Consider the following 16,493-nt stretch of genomic DNA (forward strand, 5'->3'; position numbering starts at 1 on the left):
AATATGGCCGAACTCAATAACGCGCAACGCCGTACCGAACAACTGCCGTACCACTACGACGATCCGTCCATCATGGGTGGCCAGCTCGAATATCAGGAGAAGCTGTGGGAGTTCAACCGGACCCACCCCACCGACGCGGACGGCAAGCAGAAGCTCCTCAAGGAGATGTTCGCCGAGATTGGCGACGGCTGCCACGTCGAGACGCCCGCGCACGCGAACTGGGGATTCCACCACGTGCACATGGGCAAAGGCGTGTACTGCAACGTGAACTTCACCTGCGTGGACGACGCCGACATCACGATCGGCGACTACTGCATGTTCGGGCCGAACGTCGTCATCGCCACGGCCGGGCATCCGGTGCTGCCGGTGCTGCGCGAACACCACTACGTGTACTGCATCCCGGTCACGATCGGTCGCAACGTGTGGATCGGCGCGAACGTGACGATCCTGCCGGGCGTGACCATCGGCGACAACTGCGTGATCGGCGCCGGCTCGGTCGTCAGCCACGACATTCCCGCGAACACGGTCGCCTACGGCGTGCCGTGCAAAGCCGTACGCGAGATCGGGGAGAAGGACCGCGAGTTCTACTACAAGAACCGTCGCCTAGACGTGTGGGAGTGAGCGCGTGCCAGAGCGAGCGTACTCGGCCGAGCATGTGTGCACTTCCGTAAAGGCTTTTGTGTCATGCGTGATCTGCCTTCTCGATACGTGGGAATATGGAACCCGAAAACGAATCTGCATATAAGAAAGATCGAGAATGATGATAGAAACTCAGCGTCTTATGATGCGCCCGTTCACGCTTGATGATGAGGATATCATCTCCGCGCTGTACGGCGACCCAGAGATCATGACGTATATGCCGTGCGGTTGTTTGACGGATGAGGGGATTCGGGATCATGTGCGGCAGGTGGTGTCTGACTGGGATGTGCGGCCGCAGACGAATTATGAGATGGCGGTGATCGCGAAATCCGATTCGCGAAAAATTGGGCGGGCGCGAATCCATATGGATTATGAAAGTGATACCGCGATGCTTGGCTGGCTGCTCGTGCGATCTGAATGGGGCAAGGGGTACGCCACGGAAATCACCAAATCATTGCTCAAATATTGCTTCGATGTGATGCAGGTTCATCGCGTGTGCGCGCTTTGTCATCCGAATAATATCGGCTCATGGAAGGTGATGGAGAAATGCGGTTTACGCAAAGAGGCCCATTACGTTCAAAAGGTGAAATATGTGGGTGCTGCCGGCACGCATTGGGAAGATGAGCTGGAATACGCGATACTGAACGAAGAGTTTCAACGAATGTGACTTGCTGCTGTGGTGGGAGAGTCGCCTCACCCACCACAGCCGATGCACCGCTACTGCAGGCAGGCTTCGATGTTGTTGCCGTCCGGGTCGTGGATGAACGCGGCGTAATAGGTCGGGCTGTAGTTCGGGCGCGGACCGGGCTGGCCGTTGTCGACGCCGCCCGCCGCAAGGCCGGCCGCATGGAACGTCTTCACCGCATCCTCGTCGGCCGCGTGGAACGCCAGATGCGTCGGCACGACCGGGTTGCCGTCCTTCGGCGACTCCAGCCACACGCTGTCGCCGTCCTCGTCGTTCGCAAAGCACACCGCGCCCGGGAACTCGCATTTCTTCACGTAGCCCAGCGGCTTGAGCAACTGCTCGTAGAAGCCCGCGCGCTCGTTCGCGTCCTTGACGAACAATCCGACATGATCGATCATATTGACCTCCTTGCATCGGCGGAACCGCCGTATTCCCGGTGATCCCATCGGTTTCCAGTCTAGTCGGCGGGACGTGGGCGGCTGGGCGGTTTTGAGAATCTCGCGTCCGGCGCGTTGGGTGACGCGCTTGGCGGGCTCGTCGAGGAGCACATCTCCGTCGATCAGATCGGTGCGGTCGCCGGCGCGATCCGGGAACAGGGCGAGAACCTCGATCTGGGATCGATCGCCGATCGGACGGGTCTACCCACCGACGTCATCGGACAGATCTCGGGGCTGCTGGGACATTAACCGACTTGGATGCCGCGCCTCGGCCCTCGCCGTCGCCGGTCGATCGTCTCCTGATCCTCACCTCTCCATGGCTGTTCGAGGCCGATGATCTCCGCCAGACGGACCGCTCCCGCGGCGACGCTCGCGGCCGCGACGGTCGTCATGTCCGCATGGCCAAGGGCCGCGAAGGCCGCGATCCACGGCAGGGCGAACGGCAGCGCCATCTTGGCGGCGATCATCGGCCATGGCATCGGCGGTGCGGTGCGGTTCGTCGCCCGCCGCAGTTCGTAGTCGAGACGCGAATCGATCAGCGAGACGCCCAGCCATGTGACCGCCAGCAGAGCGGCCAGCTCGCCGGCGTCGAACGCGGCGTGCGTGATGAACCGCAATCCCAGCCACGCGACCAGCAGACTGATCGGGAACGAGACGACCGCATCCAGCGTCAGATGTCCACCAAGCATATGGCCGTATCGTGGCCTGTTCTCAGGATTGTCGCTGCGCATTGGCGTTCCTTCCGGCCGGATTGATGCGTCCCAACGGTCCGATGCATCCCAATGTATCAGTGCGCAACCGGCCGCAGGGGGAGCATGCGGACATCTGTGCACCCGCATGGAGGAATCGGACGGTCGGGCGAGGCAGGCGCGCCGCCGTCAGGCCGTCTTGGTCGGATCCTTCTGCAGGGTGAGGAAGACGAGCGCGACGACGAGCAGGATCGCGATCGACAGGACGCCGAGCGACGCGTTGCCGGTCAGCGACGTGGTGGTCGCCACGAGGAACGTGCCGAGAATCGAGGCCGTCTTGCCGAAGATGTCGTACAGGCCGTAGTACTCGTTGGCGTGCTCCTTGGGGATGATCTTGCCGTAGTACGAGCGCGACAGCGCCTGAATGCCGCCCTGGAACATGCCTACGAGAATCGCGAGGATCCAGAACTGCACGGCCGAGCGCAGGAAGAACGCGGCGAAGAACACGATGCACATGTATGCGACGACCGCGGCCATGATCATCGGCTTGCACCCGAAACGGCCCGCCAGCCGTCCGTACAGGATCGCGCACGGGAACGCGACGAACTGCGTCACCAGCAGCGCCACCACGAGCTGCGTCGAGTCGATGCCGAGCTGCGTGCCGTACGACGTGCTCATCGAGATGACCGTGTTCACCGCGTCGATGTAGAAGAAGAACGCGATCATGAACATCCACAGCGGCTTGTTGCGCACAAGCTTGCGCAACGTGCCGCCCAGCTCGGTGAACGTGCCGTGGATCGCCTCGCGCGTGTGCTCGCGGGTCGCGCGGTAATGCACCTGCCGGTAGCTCGTCAGCAGCGGGATCGTGAACGCCACCCACCACACGGCCGTGATGACGAAGCTTGCCCGCGTGCATGCGACCGTCGACCAGCCGAACAGAGCGGGACCGCCGAAGATCAGCGCGATGCACGCGATGAACGGGATCGTCGAGCCGACGTATCCCCACCCGTAGCCGTGCGACGACACCTTGTCCATGCGATCGTTGTCGGTCGTGTCGATGAGCATCGAATCGTAGAACGTGAGCGAGCCGTTCAATCCGATCGTCGCGAGCACGTACGCGATCAGGAACGGCAGCCAGGTCAGCGGCAGGGCCATCGCGCAGCACATGACCACGCCCGTACCGAAGAAGCCGAGGAAGAATTTGATCTTCATACCCTGCACGTCGGCGATCGAGCCAAGCAGCGGCATGAGCAGCGCGATGACGAGCGATGCGATCGTTTGCGCGTAGCCCCATGCGGAGACGATGTTGCCGTCCGCGGGCATGAGCGATTTCGCGTAGATCGGGACGACGGCAGTGCTCAGCAGCACGAACGCCGAATTGCCGACGTCGTAGACGATCCACTGCTTCTCGCGTTTCGTGAGTTTCGCGGATGCGGCCGGTGCCGCCGGGGCTGGCGCGGCGGACATGCCGGTGGTGCTTTCAGACATAACGACTCCTGTTCATAACCATCTTTAATGGTACGGGACGTGCCGTGCGGCCGGAAGAATGGAGATGAACGCACAGTGAATTGTCGTTTGCCGGCGGCTGGCGGTGGTTGGCCGCATGCTGCCGGCAAACGTATGCCAAGGTGTGGGGACGATATGTCTGTCTGGGGAGCCGCGTCTACGCCTGGGGCTTGCCGGTTTCCGTTTCGGCCGCGTCGACGAGCGCGATCGCGTCCTCGTATTCCGGGCAGCTCGGCACGCCGTTGACCGCGCGTTGGATCGCCATCGACGCGGCCGCGTTCGCGATGCGCACCGCATCGGTCAGCGACCAGCCCTGCGCCAGCATCGCGCACAATGCGCCGGTATGCGGCGCTCCGGCCGAGCGCGTGTGCGTCGCCTTGGTAGGGAATCCGTCCACGTGCACGACGTTGCCGCCCGGCGTGCGTACCCATGCGCCGCGCGAACCGGCCCGCACCACCAGCGGCGCGCGTAGCGTCTCGCCGAGCACCTCGCACAGTTCGGCCATTGACCGGTCGAACCCGCCGCCCACGGTCATCAGCATGTCGTCGTCGCGCAGCACGCCGAGTCGGTCGGCCAGCGTGTTCGCCTCCTGCCGGTTACACGACCAAATCGGGCGCGCCAGCACCAAATCCTCGAGCAGATGGTCGTTGACCAGCGACAGCGTGTTCGTCGGGTTGAGCACGATTGTGAAATCGCGGCCGGCCGGATCGCTGCCGGCCCGGTGCATGAATTCGTCCACGCCCGCTGCGGTGTGGTCCATCAGCGTGTTGCCGCTGATGTGCACCACGTCGCCGGGACGTGGCTCCACGCAGTCGAACGTCGTGCCGTCGCCCTGTGCCTCCGCGCCGTAGGTGGCGATGTAGGTCTTGCGGCGATCCTCGTCGGCGAGCACGAGGCGGAAGCCGGAATCGGTGTCGAGGCGGTCCTGGCCGATGTGGTCGATGCCGCTGGCGGCGAGCGTCTCGCGCACGATCGTGGCCCACGGGCCGGTGCCGATGATGCCGGCATGTTCGGCCTTCGCGCCCATGCGTGTGGCCGCCTGCAGCACACGGTAGCTGCCGCCGACCGCCGCATTGGTGTGATCAGAGACGGCGAATCCGCCGGGTTTTGGGAAATCGTTGACGTTCATCATGATGTCGACCCAGATGTGGCCGAGCGAGATGACGGCATGCTGCGGTTCGTCGTCCTGCGTTTCCTTGAACTGGGCGAAGCGTTCACCGATTCGGCTGAGCATGGCATCCTCCTTGACTGCTGCGGATGGGCTGCGCGTCGATGTTGCGAGCCATCGCCATTAATTAGTCACGTTGTACAGCAAGTTTATGAATGTTTCCTGAATGCGGCAATAGGTACTAGGTATGATTGCGTGAAGTTTCGCGAGACGGCGGATGATGATGCGCTCGGGCGGGCTGGTCGGTTGTAGGGAGATTTCGCGCGCCTGTTTTGCGTTGTCCGGTGCTGTGCGCTATAGTAGTGAAGTTGTGTGTTCCGCCGTGCGGTAAAATGCGTGGCGCGAACGCAAGACTTGCAAGTCAAAGAACATTATAGGGAGTCCATTATGGCAGCTCGTTGCGCAGTGTGCGGCAAGGGACCGCAGACCGGTTACACCGTTTCGCACTCACATATCCGCAATAAGCGCACCTTCCGCCCGAACCTGCAGCCGGTTCGCACCACGATCGACGGCGAGAACGTCCGCGTTCGCGTGTGCGTCAAGTGCCTCAAGGCTGGCAAGGTTCAGCGTGTGGCCGCGTGAATCGCGAGATAGCAAGCTTAAACCCCGGTAGTCGCAAGACCGCCGGGGTTTTTCATATCGCAGGCGGTCCGGGCCGTTGACCGAAGGCAGCTGTCCGCTTGCCCCGACACAATGGAGCGTTATGAGCATTACCCTGAACACCCCGGTGTCGTCGTTGATGACGAACAAACGGCGTGCCGGTGCGCTCAAATCTCTAGGCATCGTCTCGATCGGCGACGCGCTGACCTACTATCCGTTCCGTGTGACCGACCCGGTGCCGCTGCGCGCGCTGCGTGAGGCTCGGATCGGCGAGGCGATGGCGTTCGCCGCGGTGATCCGCGACCTGCGGGTGGTGCCGATGAACGCGCGGCGCGGCTACCGACTCGAAGCGCTCGCCGACGATTCCGATTTCGCCCGTTCGCGCGGCATGACAGGCGCGATCACGCGGCTCACGTTCTTCTCGTACAAGAAGCAGTACGTCGACTGGCTGAGTGTCCGGCTGCGTGCCGGATCGAGCGTCGTGATCTCGGGAACGCCCAGCGAATACGGCGGCCAGCTGCAGTTCACGCATCCCGAAATCGTGACGGTCGCGCCGAACGACGGTCCGACCGTAGACGGCATGTTCGTGCCGGAAACGTCATCGCTCAAGTACGATGCGGACACGGTCGAGGCCGGCCTGCGTCGCGTCTGCCGGCCGCGACCGGTGTACCACGCGACCTCGCGCATCTCCAGCGAGCATATCCACGAGTCGATCCTCTCGTTCATGCGAATGCTGGAACGCGACGATGTCGCGGACATTGCGGACGCCGGCCGGGCTGCGCGGAACGATACGCTCCGCGACACGACAGCGACCGCCGAGGGTGCCGCCGACTCCGTAAACGGCCCTGCCGACGCCGCCCAGATCATGCGACTCGCGCATGCCATCCCCGACATCCTGCCTGAACCGGTGCGGACCGCCAAACAGCTCATGCACCGAGCCGCAGCGTTCGCCGCGATCCATAATCCGGATTCCACGGCCGACTTCGCGCGCGCCATCGACACGCTGCGATACGAGGAAGCGTTCATCTGCCAGACCTCGCTGCTGCAAGCGCGCCGGCACGCGCATCACACGGCCGCGGAACCCTGTCCGCACACCGCATTGCGCGACCGGTTCATCGCATCTCTGCCGTTCGATCTGACGCGCGGTCAGCGCGAGGTCGTCGACGACATCGCCGCCGACATGACCCGCGACACGCCGATGCAACGGCTTCTGCAAGGCGAAGTCGGCTCCGGCAAAACCGTCGTCGCGCTCGCCGCGATGCTGCAGGCGGTCGGCTCCGGCCATCAGGCCGTGCTCGTCGCGCCCACGCAGGTGCTCGCCGAGCAGCACGTTGCCACGATCGGCAAGATGGTCGCCGGACTGCGCGCGGCGGATGACGTCGATGCGTCCGCTGACGGTGACGATGTAACGGACGACCATTCTCGCCGTGGCAAAGCTTCCACCGCCGCATCCGACGGCCTATTCGACGATCCCGCGGCACACGACGACGTCATCCCCGTGATCCTCTTGACTGGCGGCATGAAACTCGCCGCCCGTCGCCGTGCGCTCGCCGTTGCCGCCAGCGGCCGGCCGTGCATCATCGTTGCCACGCATGCCGCGTTCTCCAAAACCTTTCAGGCGCCGAACCTCGCGCTTGCGGTCATCGACGAACAGCACCGGTTCGGCGTCGAACAGCGCGAATCGTTGCGCGGCAAAGCCGACAAGGCGCCGCACCTGCTAGTCATGACCGCCACGCCGATCCCGCGCACGGCCGCGATGACCTGGTTCGGCGATCTCGACATCTCGTGGCTCACGGAATTGCCGGGCGGCCGCAAGCCGATCCGCACGTTCATTGTGCCCGAAGCGGACGGGCGCACGATGGGCAGTATGTTCGCGCACATTCGCCAGCGTATCGACGCAGGGGAGCGGGCGTACGTGGTCTGCCCGCGCATCGACGCGGATTCCGAGACCGACGATGTCGACTCGTCGGTGACCGGCGGCTCCGAAATGGACGTATACGACCGCTCTGATGCCGGCATGACCGGGACGGACGGCGACGAGCACCCACAGCGCCCGCCGTTGCACTCGGTGACCGAGATCGCCGACCGGCTGGCAAGCCTGCCGCAGTTCGCCGGCATCGAGTTCGCGACGTTGACCGGGCGCGACGACGACGAGACGAAGGCCCGCGTGATGGCCGACTTCGCGAGCGGCAAGACGCCGATCCTGGTCGCCACCACGGTGATCGAGGTTGGCGTGGACGTGCCGCAGGCCAGCTGCATCGTGATCTTCGACGCCGACCGGTACGGTCTGTCGCAGCTGCACCAGCTGCGCGGGCGTGTGGGGCGTGGCGGCACGAACTCGTGGGCGTTCCTGATCTCGCGTGCCGAGCCCGGATCGCCGGCCGAACAGCGGTTGCAGGTGATTCAGGGATCTTTGGACGGTGCCGAGATCGCGCAGGCCGACCTGGAATTCCGCGGCGCGGGCGATGTGCTCGGCGACGCGCAGTCGGGCGGCAAGTCGAGCCTGAAACTGCTGCGCGTGGTCAAGGACGCCGACATGATCGCCGACGCGCGCGAACGTGCCGGACGACTGCTGACCGACGACCCCGATCTGGGCGGCGAAGTGCAGCTCGCCGGCGCGGTGCTCGACTTCACGCGCGGCAACGAGGCGTTTTTGACCTCGTCGTGATCGCGGCGTGACGTGTCATTTCGGCCAGGCGGGGCGAGGCGTTGCCATATCGACTGAGCTGGTCACATATTGTCATTTCGACCTAACCGCAGTGGGACATTGTCATTTCGACCGAGCGAAGCGAGCGGAGAAATCTTGCTGAGGCGGCGGCATAAGATTTCTCCGCTCGCTTCGCTCGGTCGAAATGACATGGTGGGAGGCTTAACCGGAATGATGGGCCGGATTGAAAGACCGGTGCATAGGCCGACCGCTACAGTAGGGCGTATGCGCGTGATTTCTGGACGATTCAAGGGCGTGGCGCTGACCACGCCGAAAACCGGCACCCGGCCCACTACCGACCGCACCAAGGAAGCGATCTTCTCGCGTCTCGACTCGTGGGGCGTGCTGGACGACGCCCGAGTGCTCGACCTGTTCGCCGGCACCGGGGCGCTCGGCATTGAAGCGCTGAGCCGCGGCGCGCGCGAATTGGTCGCCATCGAGGCGAACGGACCGGCCGCCGCGCTGATCGCGAAGACGCTGACCGCGCTGAAGCACAACAAGGCGTGGCGGCCGGACATGGGCGCGCGGGTCATCAAGGCGAAGGCGGAGAAGTTCGCGGCTCCCGCGGCATCGGGTGCGGCGGCCGCCCGGCCGTTCGACGTGATCTTCATCGACCCGCCGTATGCGTTCGAGACTCAGGCGTGCGACCAATTGCTGGCCGACCTGGTGGCGTCCGGCATGGCGGGGGAGCGCACGGTGATCGTACTGGAACGGTCGGGCCGCTCGGATGACCCGGCCGCCCCGGCCGGCTGGGAGATCAGTGAGCGGCGCGACTATGGCGAGACGGCGGTGTTCTATCTGGAGGCTGCGGTTCCCGCGATTGACGGCGAATAATCCCGGGAGCTGACTGATTTCACTTTCAGCGAAACCGGCATGACGTGCCGGTAATACCTCGTATCGTGGTATGCGGATGATATATCTCGAATCGAGATATCGAATCGAGATATATCGATGATCTGCATACCGTGACCGAAAGGAACCATCATGTCGAACTTTGTCGAGGAACTCCAGGCCCGTCGTTCCCAGTACGCGCTGACCAGCGCCTCCCCGATCGCCGACCAGGAGATCGTCAAGCTGATCGAGGACGTCACCGTCGCCGTGCCGAGCGCCTTCAACTCCCAGCCGCAGCGCGCTGTCGTGCTGTTCGGCGACGCCAACCAGAAGCTGTGGGACATCGTCAAGGAGACCCTGCGCAAGGTCGTCAATGACGAAGAGGCGTTCAAGTCCACCGAGGCGAAGATCAACTCCTTCGCGGCCGGCCACGGTACCGTCCTGTTCTTCGACGACGAGGACGTGACCAAGCAGCTGCAGGAGAACTTCCCGGCCTACGCCGCCAACTTCCCGGGCTTCGCACGTGACGCCGCCGGCATGCTGCAGCTCGCCGTGTGGACCGCTCTGTCCGAGAAGGGCCTCGGCGCGTCCCTGCAGCACTACAACCCGCTGATCGACGAGGCCGTCGCCGCCGAGTTCGGCCTGCCCGCAAGCTGGAAGCTGCAGGCCCAGATGCCGTTCGGCACCGTCGCCCAGCCGGCCGGCCCGGTCGACAAGCAGCCGGCCGACGCCCGCGTCAAGGTCTTCGGCCTGTAAACCGTGCCGCGGTGCGTTGCGGCCATCTGACATGGCTGTGCGCTGAGACGCGATGAGATCACGGGATGGAAAACTCGCATGGTTTTCCATCCCGTTTTTTATTGCGCGATTCCGCGATGGCATATGGATTTGAGTTTCCATCGCGTGCGCAATCGCGTGATGGGGAGCGTCGACTACCGGCGCTTCGGATGCGCGCCCGAGACCTCCCAGCCCAGCGCCATCAGCGTCTTGCGGTCGGCCTTGTCGAGCGCCTTGCAGTCCAGTCGCTCGATCAGATCCGGCCGGATCTCGTCCGTACGGGCGATCGCCTCGTCGCGGCGGTAGCGGTCGACCTTGCCGTGGTCGCCGGACAGCAGGATGTCCGGCACCTTGAGTCCGCGCCATTCGGCCGGCTTGGTGTACTGGCGGTGCTCGAGCAGCGCGTTCTCGCCCGTGTAGGATTCCTCGATGATGGAGTCGGCGTTGCCCATGAACCCGGGCAGCAGACGCGTGATCGCCTCCAACATCACCGACACGGCCACCTCGCCGCCGTTCAGCACGTAATCACCGATCGAATACTCGCGCACGTCCACGCCCTGCGCGCGGTAATACGCGGGGATTCGGGCATCGTAGCCCTCGTAGCGGCCGCAGCCGAACAGCAGGTGACCGGCGTGGCTCAGCTCGGTCGCGTCGCGCTGCGTGAACAGCGGCGCGGACGGATTGGGGAAGATCAGGACGGGGGAGGATGGAAGATCTCTCGACTCCGGCTGCGCCTCCGCTCGAGATGACGAGGAGGAAGACTGTTCAGAGGGCTGGGATGACGGGAATGATGACTGCGCGTCGGACCGCGATTCCGTCGGGATGGTTGCCGAGGTCGTATCGTCCGGCGAGACGGAAGCCGGAACCCCGTCGGACTCGTCGGACTCGTCGGACTCGCCGGACGGCGCAGTCACGACCGCCGGCGCAAGGCCTAGCAGATCGTCAAGGCACTCGGCCCACACCGCGGGCTTCATCACCATGCCGGCGCCGCCGCCGACCGGCGTGTCGTCCACCGAATGATGCACGTCGTGCGTCCAGTTGCGCAGGTTGTGCGCCTTCACCTCGACCAGTCCCTTGGCCTGCGCCTTGCCGAACAGCGACAGGTTCAGCACGTCAAAATACTCCGGGAACACGGAAACGATATCGATCTTCATGAACCCCTAGCCTAGCGTGTGGGCTGGTTCTGCCATGCGTCCGCCCGCCCGCGACGTGAAACATCACCCCGCCGTCTGATCGGCCACCATGCGCGAGTAGACGCCGCCCGCCGCCATCAGCGACTCGTGCGTGCCCTGCTCGACGATCCTGCCGTGCTCGAACACGACGATCAGGTCGGAATCGCGGATCGTGGACAGGCGATGCGCGATCACGATGCTCGTGCGTCCCGCGGTCATGCGGATCATCGCGCGCCGGATCGACTGTTCGGTCACCGTGTCGACCGCGCTCGTCGCCTCGTCGAGGATCACGATCGGCGCATCGGCCAGCAGCGCCCGCGCGATCGTCAGCAGCTGCCGCTCGCCCTGGCTCATCGCACTGCCGCCGCCGGTCAGCACCGTATCGTAGCCATGCTCCAGCCGTTCGATGAACCCGTCCGCACCGGCCGCCCGCGCCGCATCGCGAATCTGCTCGCGCGTCGCGTCTGGACGCCCGAACGCGATGTTCGCCGCCACCGTGTCCTCGAACAGCGACGGCTCCTGCAGCACGCTGCCGAACGCATGCCTCAGGCTCGCCATCCGATAATCGCGCAGATCACGCCCGTCCAGCAGCACGCGCCCCGCGTCCGGATCGTAGCAGCGCGTCAGCAGGCTCACCATCGTCGTCTTGCCCGAGCCGGTCTGCCCGACGAACGCGACGCGCGCGCCGGCCGGAATCGCCAGCGTCACGTCATGGATCACCGGATGCGCCGGATCGTAGCCGAACGAGACATGATCGAACACGATGTCTCCGCGCGGCCCGGCCGCATCCACCGCGTCCGGCGCGTCGGCCGGCTCCGGCTCCTCGTCCATGACCTGGAACATGCGTTCCGCGCCGGCCACCGCCGTCTGGAACGTGTTGTAGATGTTCGCGATGTCCACGAACGGGCGCGAGAACTGGCGCACGTACAGCAGGAAGCTCGACACCACGCCGATGCCGATCATGCCGCGGGCCGCCATCACGCCGCTCGTGACCGCGACCAGCAGGAACCCGAAATTGTTGATCGCGTTCGACAGCGGCATCATGAATCCCGACCAGGTCTGCGCGCGCGTCGCCGTCGCGCACAGCCGGTCGTTGAGCCGTTCGAAATCGTCGATCATCGCCTGTTCCTGACCGTACGTCTTCACGGTCGCCATGCCCGAGACCGTCTCCTCGACATGCCCGTCGAGCTCGCCGAGCACGCGCTGCTGCTTCGCGAACAGCGGTCGCGTGCGGCGCGTCACGGTGCGCGCGAGCAGCAGCACGAGCGCCACCGAAACGAGCGAGACGGCGGTCAGCGGCGGACTCAGCCACAGCATGCACGCCAGCGTGCCCGCGATCGTGAACGCGTACACCATGAGCTGAGCGAGCGAATCGGAGATCGTGGAACTGATGTTGTCCACGTCGTTCGTCAGGCGGCTCATCAGCTCGCCGTGCTGATGCCGGTCGAAGAAACGCAAGGGGAGCCGTTCCATCGATTCGAACAGCGCAAGCCGCAGATGCAGCACGATCCGCTGGCCGACCGCGGCCATCATCCACTGCTTGCCGAAGTCGATGAGCCAGTCGACCGCATACAGCCCGGCCAGCAGCGCGAGCGCGAACGTGACCGACGCGCGGGCCGAGATGCGGTCGATGACCATGCCGATGAGCAGCGGCGAGAGCACGCCGGACGTGGCGCCCAGTCCGGACAGGACGAACACGCGGCCCAGACCGCGCCGGTGGCCGCGCGTCACGTCGAGCAGACGACGCAGCGTGCCGCGCATGTCGTGCGGTTTGACGACCGGCGCGCCGCGACGGGCCATGCCGCCGCCGAACTGCGGTCCGGTCGCGCGGCGGTCGAACGTCGGGGATGGGGTTGCGGATGGCGATGATGGGGTTGCGTTGTCTGCGTGACTCATGATCGGGTGCCTCCGAGTTGCGACGCGGCGATGGCCTGATACAGTGCGCACGTTCGCAGCAGCTCGTCGTGCGTGCCGACTCCGGCGACGCGGCCGCCGTCCATGACGACGATGCGGTCGGCGGTGCGCACGGTGGCGATACGCTGCGAAATGATGACGACGCTGGTCCGGCGGCGCTCGCTGGTCTGGCCGGTCGAAGCGGCGGCAGACAACGTACGCAGATTTGACAGCACCTGATGCTCGGTGACCGCATCCAACGCGCTCGTGCAGTCGTCCAGCATCAGCAGCCGCGGCCCGCGCACCAGCGCGCGGGCGAGATTGAGCCGCTGCTTCTGCCCGCCGGACAGATTCACGCCGCCCTGACCGACGCGTGCGTCATAGCCGTCCGGCAGCCGGTCGATGAACTCGTCGGCGCAGGCCAGCCGCGCGGCCCGGCGCAGCTGTTCGTCGCTTGCCTGAGGGTCGCCCCAGCGCAGGTTCGAACGGATCGTGCCGGTGAACAGGGTCGGCTGCTGCGAGACGAGCGCGATATTGGCACGCAGCTCGTCCACATCCCATGCGTGCAGGTCGCGGCCGTCGACGGCGACCATGCCGGACTGCGGGTCGTACAGGCGCGCGATGAGCGATACGAGCGTGGACTTGCCGGAACCGGTCGGGCCGATGATGCCGAGCGTGGCGCCGCGCGGCATGGCGAACGACACGTCGCGCAGCGCGGGGGCGGCGGACTGCGCGTAGGCGAAGGTGACGTCGCGCAATTCGACGGTGGGGGAGTCGTCAGATGATTCGGGTCGCGTCGCCGGTTCGTGCGACGGCAGCGGCGGCGTAGGCGCCGACGTGAGGGCTGGGTTGGAATCGGCGGAGGGCTTGCTTGAATCGGGAGCCGGACCGCGGACCGTATCATGGGCCTGATCGGTGCCGATGGCGGAATCCGGCGACTGCGCGAACTCATCGGGACAGTCGAAGATCTCCTGGATACGCGACGCCGAAGCACTCGCGCGGGTCGCCGAATTGACGATCATCGACACGCGGTTCAATGCGAACAGGATCTGCGTCATGTAGTTCATCGAGGCCATCAACGTGCCGATATGCGCCGCGTCCTGCGTGCGCGACAGCCACAGCATCACCACGATGCCGACGTTCACGCTCAGGTTGATCATCGGGCCGAACGTCGCGTTCACCCTCGTCGCGGCGACGTTCGCATCCGCGAACCGCCGCGCGGCACCGGCGAACCGGGCGCGCTCCTCATGCTCCATCACGAACGCCTTGACCACGCGGATCGAACGCAGGAACTCGCGGCTGACCACGCCCAGCCGGTCGAGCGTCTGCTGCACGCGCAGGAACCGGGGGAAGCTCAGATGCATGTTCGCCCAGATCAGCAGCGCCGCCACCGCCAGAATCGCCGCCACCGTGGGCGTCTGGTCCGGAATCTGCACGATGATCAGCGCGATCGCGCCCACGCAGGTGATCGGCGCCTTGAGCATGATGCGCATCAGCCCCTGCGCGAAGTTCTGGATCTGCACCACGTCGTTGGTGATGCGCGTGATGATCGCGCCGGGCTGCAGCCGGTCGACCGTGTCGAATCCGAGCGACATCACCTTGCGATACGTGTCGGACCGGATGTCGCGGCCGATGAGCTGCGAGGCGCGCGACGCGAAGACGTTGCGCATCGCGGCCGCACCCGCGCCGATCACGGCGACGGCGAGCATGACCGCGCCCCAACGCCACACCGTGCCGATATCGCGCCGCACCACGCCCTGATCGACGATCATCGACATCAGCGTCGGCTGCAACAGGTCGCCGATCGTCTCGATCAGCAAAAAGCCGGCGGCGGTGAGCGCCAAGGCCCAACACCGCCGGACATAATGGAATATCAGTCTCACCGTCGCCTCCCGTTATGGAAGACGATAGTAGTCGTGCCGGCGAGAGAGTATGGTCAGGATTCCAGACCGGGAATCAGCCCGCCGGGAGGATCGATCGTCAGATACTGCTCGTTCAGATCGATGTCGGGCACCAGCTCGTCCACGAACGGCACGAGCGCCGAGTTCTCGGTCACCTCGCCGGTTTCGGGATCACGCACCGGATTCGCGAGCCGCACCTTGAGCAGCGACTGGAAGCCGTCGAGCACGTCCACGACCTTGCCGACCACCTGACCGGCCGGCAGTCCGAGGCCGTTATCCTCGGCCAGCCGGACCTCCAGTCCGATCAGGTCCTTCGGATACCAGGCGTCCTCCTCCAGCATGTCGTCCGGGTCGTCGGCCTCGCCGAACAGCTCGGTGCCGTTGAGCACCTCCGCATCCTCACGCGATTCGACGCCCTCGAGCTTGATGATCCAACGGCTCTTGAACGAGCGGGAACGTTCCACGATGTACTCTTTCTCGCCGTCGCGCGAGTACAGCACGGAACCTGCAGCGAACCGGTATTCCGGTTCGTCCGTGAAGCTGTAGACGTTGACTTCGCCCTTGAGCCCCTGAGCGCGGCCGATACGACAGACCCTCAGCAGTTCGAGCTGCTGAGGGTCGTCTGAGAATGATTCTCGCACCACGTTGGGGTTCACCTGCGCACGTCCATGATGTCGACGCGCACCTTGTGATCGGACAGAGCCTGGATCACGGTGCGGATCGCGTTCGCCGTGCGGCCGTTACGGCCGATCACGCGGCCGATGTCCTCGGGATTCACGCGCACGCGAAGCAGTTCGCCGCGCGGATTCTCGTGGGACTTGACCGAAACATCGTCCGGAAAATCAACGATGTTCTTGATGAGGTGTTCCACAGCCTGCGCGAGCATGATCACTCAGCCTGCGCTTCCTCGGCCGGGGCTTCCTCGGCGGCAGCGGCGGCTTCGGCCTCGGCCTTGGCCTTCGCGTCGGCTTCGGACTTGGCGGCCTTGAGCTTCTGGGCCTCGTTCTCGACGGCCTCGACGCGGGCGGCGGCATCCGGGCCGGCGGCAACGGTCTTCAGGGTGCCTTCGGCACCGTCAAGGCCCTTGAACTTCTGCCAGTCACCGGTGATCTTGAGGAGGTTCAGCACCTGCTCGGTCGGCTGGGCGCCGACGCCGAGCCAGTACTGGGCGCGCTCGGAATTGATCTCGATGGTCGAAGGCTGGGTGTTCGGGTTGTAGGTACCGATCTCCTCGATGGCACGGCCGTCGCGCTTGGTGCGCGAATCCATGATGACCACGCGGTAGAACGCGTAGAACTTCTTACCCATGCGCTTCAGACGAATCTTGGTTGCCAAAATGGCTCTCCTTGTAACTAGAGTCGTGGTTTCGGTTTGCATTGTGGGGCGCAGCTCGCCGAGCCCACATGTTCCTCACGGCAAGCGGGATAGAGGGCACCGCCGGTCGCGAATAACCGGGCCATTATAGCGCATGGGGGTGGATAGCGCGACACG

The 16,493-nt window shown here is 64.9% G+C and carries 17 protein-coding genes; 7 read left to right on the top strand and 10 right to left on the bottom strand.

The window, feature by feature from the left end:
* Positions 1–3: 3 nt before the first annotated feature.
* Together KIH76_RS11695 and KIH76_RS08560 are read left to right on the top strand one after the other, a co-directional pair.
* A complete protein-coding gene (locus KIH76_RS11695) occupies positions 4–621 on the top strand; it encodes a sugar O-acetyltransferase (protein ID WP_214372350.1) in 618 nt (205 codons plus the stop codon).
* 136 nt (positions 622–757) lie between these two features.
* The gene (locus KIH76_RS08560) at positions 758–1,306 is read left to right on the top strand and encodes a GNAT family N-acetyltransferase (protein ID WP_214372348.1); all 549 of its coding nucleotides are present in this window, start codon (positions 758–760) and stop codon (positions 1,304–1,306) included.
* Between the two features lie 50 nt (positions 1,307–1,356).
* Here KIH76_RS08560 and KIH76_RS08565 read toward each other — a convergent pair whose 3' ends face one another.
* The gene (locus KIH76_RS08565) at positions 1,357–1,722 is read right to left on the bottom strand and encodes a VOC family protein (RefSeq protein WP_219070332.1); all 366 of its coding nucleotides are present in this window, start codon (positions 1,720–1,722) and stop codon (positions 1,357–1,359) included.
* A 114-nt stretch (positions 1,723–1,836) separates the two neighbouring features.
* Here KIH76_RS08565 and KIH76_RS08570 point away from each other — a divergent pair, with 114 nt between their 5' ends.
* Positions 1,837–2,010 (top strand): chemotaxis protein, encoded by a 174-nt coding sequence (locus KIH76_RS08570; RefSeq protein ID WP_219070333.1) that lies wholly within the window; start codon positions 1,837–1,839, stop codon positions 2,008–2,010.
* On the opposite strand, the gene KIH76_RS08575 is transcribed toward KIH76_RS08570, so the two are convergent.
* The 3 genes from KIH76_RS08575 to KIH76_RS08585 all read right to left on the bottom strand — a co-directional run bounded on the left by KIH76_RS08575 (position 2,007) and on the right by KIH76_RS08585 (position 5,190).
* Positions 2,007–2,492 carry a hypothetical protein gene (locus KIH76_RS08575; RefSeq protein WP_219070334.1) on the bottom strand — a complete coding sequence of 162 codons (486 nt, stop codon included), beginning with the start codon at positions 2,490–2,492 and terminating at the stop codon, positions 2,007–2,009. The genes KIH76_RS08570 and KIH76_RS08575 overlap by 4 nt on opposite strands.
* Before the next feature lie 147 nt (positions 2,493–2,639).
* Complete coding sequence (locus KIH76_RS08580) at positions 2,640–3,917, bottom strand: MFS transporter (RefSeq protein WP_219070375.1); 1,278 nt, start codon at positions 3,915–3,917, stop codon at positions 2,640–2,642.
* Positions 3,918–4,113: 196 nt separating this feature from the next.
* Positions 4,114–5,190: a PfkB family carbohydrate kinase gene (locus KIH76_RS08585; protein ID WP_219070335.1), complete on the bottom strand. Its 1,077-nt coding sequence runs from the start codon at positions 5,188–5,190 to the stop codon at positions 4,114–4,116.
* Between the two features lie 321 nt (positions 5,191–5,511).
* Between KIH76_RS08585 and rpmB the strand changes: the two genes are divergently transcribed.
* The 4 genes from rpmB to KIH76_RS08605 all read left to right on the top strand — a co-directional run bounded on the left by rpmB (position 5,512) and on the right by KIH76_RS08605 (position 10,018).
* The gene (rpmB, locus tag KIH76_RS08590; RefSeq protein WP_152357804.1) at positions 5,512–5,706 is read left to right on the top strand and encodes a 50S ribosomal protein L28; all 195 of its coding nucleotides are present in this window, start codon (positions 5,512–5,514) and stop codon (positions 5,704–5,706) included.
* A gap of 121 nt (positions 5,707–5,827) precedes the next feature.
* Positions 5,828–8,392, top strand: coding sequence for an ATP-dependent DNA helicase RecG (locus KIH76_RS08595; RefSeq protein WP_219070336.1), 2,565 nt, complete (start codon positions 5,828–5,830; stop codon positions 8,390–8,392).
* 213 nt (positions 8,393–8,605) lie between these two features.
* Positions 8,606–9,265, top strand: coding sequence for a 16S rRNA (guanine(966)-N(2))-methyltransferase RsmD (rsmD, locus tag KIH76_RS08600; RefSeq protein ID WP_219070337.1), 660 nt, complete (start codon positions 8,606–8,608; stop codon positions 9,263–9,265).
* Between the two features lie 150 nt (positions 9,266–9,415).
* The gene (locus KIH76_RS08605; protein WP_219070338.1) at positions 9,416–10,018 is read left to right on the top strand and encodes a nitroreductase family protein; all 603 of its coding nucleotides are present in this window, start codon (positions 9,416–9,418) and stop codon (positions 10,016–10,018) included.
* Positions 10,019–10,191: 173 nt separating this feature from the next.
* On the opposite strand, the gene KIH76_RS08610 is transcribed toward KIH76_RS08605, so the two are convergent.
* The 6 genes from KIH76_RS08610 to rpsP form a co-directional block, all read right to left on the bottom strand.
* Positions 10,192–11,190, bottom strand: coding sequence for a tRNA (guanine(37)-N(1))-methyltransferase (locus KIH76_RS08610; protein WP_219070339.1), 999 nt, complete (start codon positions 11,188–11,190; stop codon positions 10,192–10,194).
* Positions 11,191–11,253: 63 nt separating this feature from the next.
* Positions 11,254–13,104, bottom strand: a complete 1,851-nt coding sequence (locus KIH76_RS08615; protein ID WP_219070340.1) for an ABC transporter ATP-binding protein — start codon at positions 13,102–13,104, stop codon at positions 11,254–11,256.
* Entirely contained in the window at positions 13,101–14,945 is a 1,845-nt protein-coding gene (locus KIH76_RS08620) for an ABC transporter ATP-binding protein (RefSeq protein ID WP_219070341.1), read from the bottom strand. Before KIH76_RS08620 ends, KIH76_RS08615 begins: the two co-directional genes overlap by 4 nt.
* Before the next feature lie 92 nt (positions 14,946–15,037).
* Positions 15,038–15,646 carry a ribosome maturation factor RimM gene (rimM, locus tag KIH76_RS08625; protein ID WP_219070342.1) on the bottom strand — a complete coding sequence of 203 codons (609 nt, stop codon included), beginning with the start codon at positions 15,644–15,646 and terminating at the stop codon, positions 15,038–15,040.
* A gap of 8 nt (positions 15,647–15,654) precedes the next feature.
* A complete protein-coding gene (locus KIH76_RS08630; protein WP_094729693.1) occupies positions 15,655–15,888 on the bottom strand; it encodes an RNA-binding protein in 234 nt (77 codons plus the stop codon).
* A 2-nt stretch (positions 15,889–15,890) separates the two neighbouring features.
* Entirely contained in the window at positions 15,891–16,337 is a 447-nt protein-coding gene (rpsP, locus tag KIH76_RS08635; protein WP_214372335.1) for a 30S ribosomal protein S16, read from the bottom strand.
* Between the last annotated feature and the right edge of the window lie 156 nt (positions 16,338–16,493).

Origin of the sequence: Bifidobacterium simiiventris, from assembly GCF_019331715.1 — a bacterium.
Taxonomy (GTDB): domain Bacteria; phylum Actinomycetota; class Actinomycetes; order Actinomycetales; family Bifidobacteriaceae; genus Bifidobacterium; species Bifidobacterium simiiventris.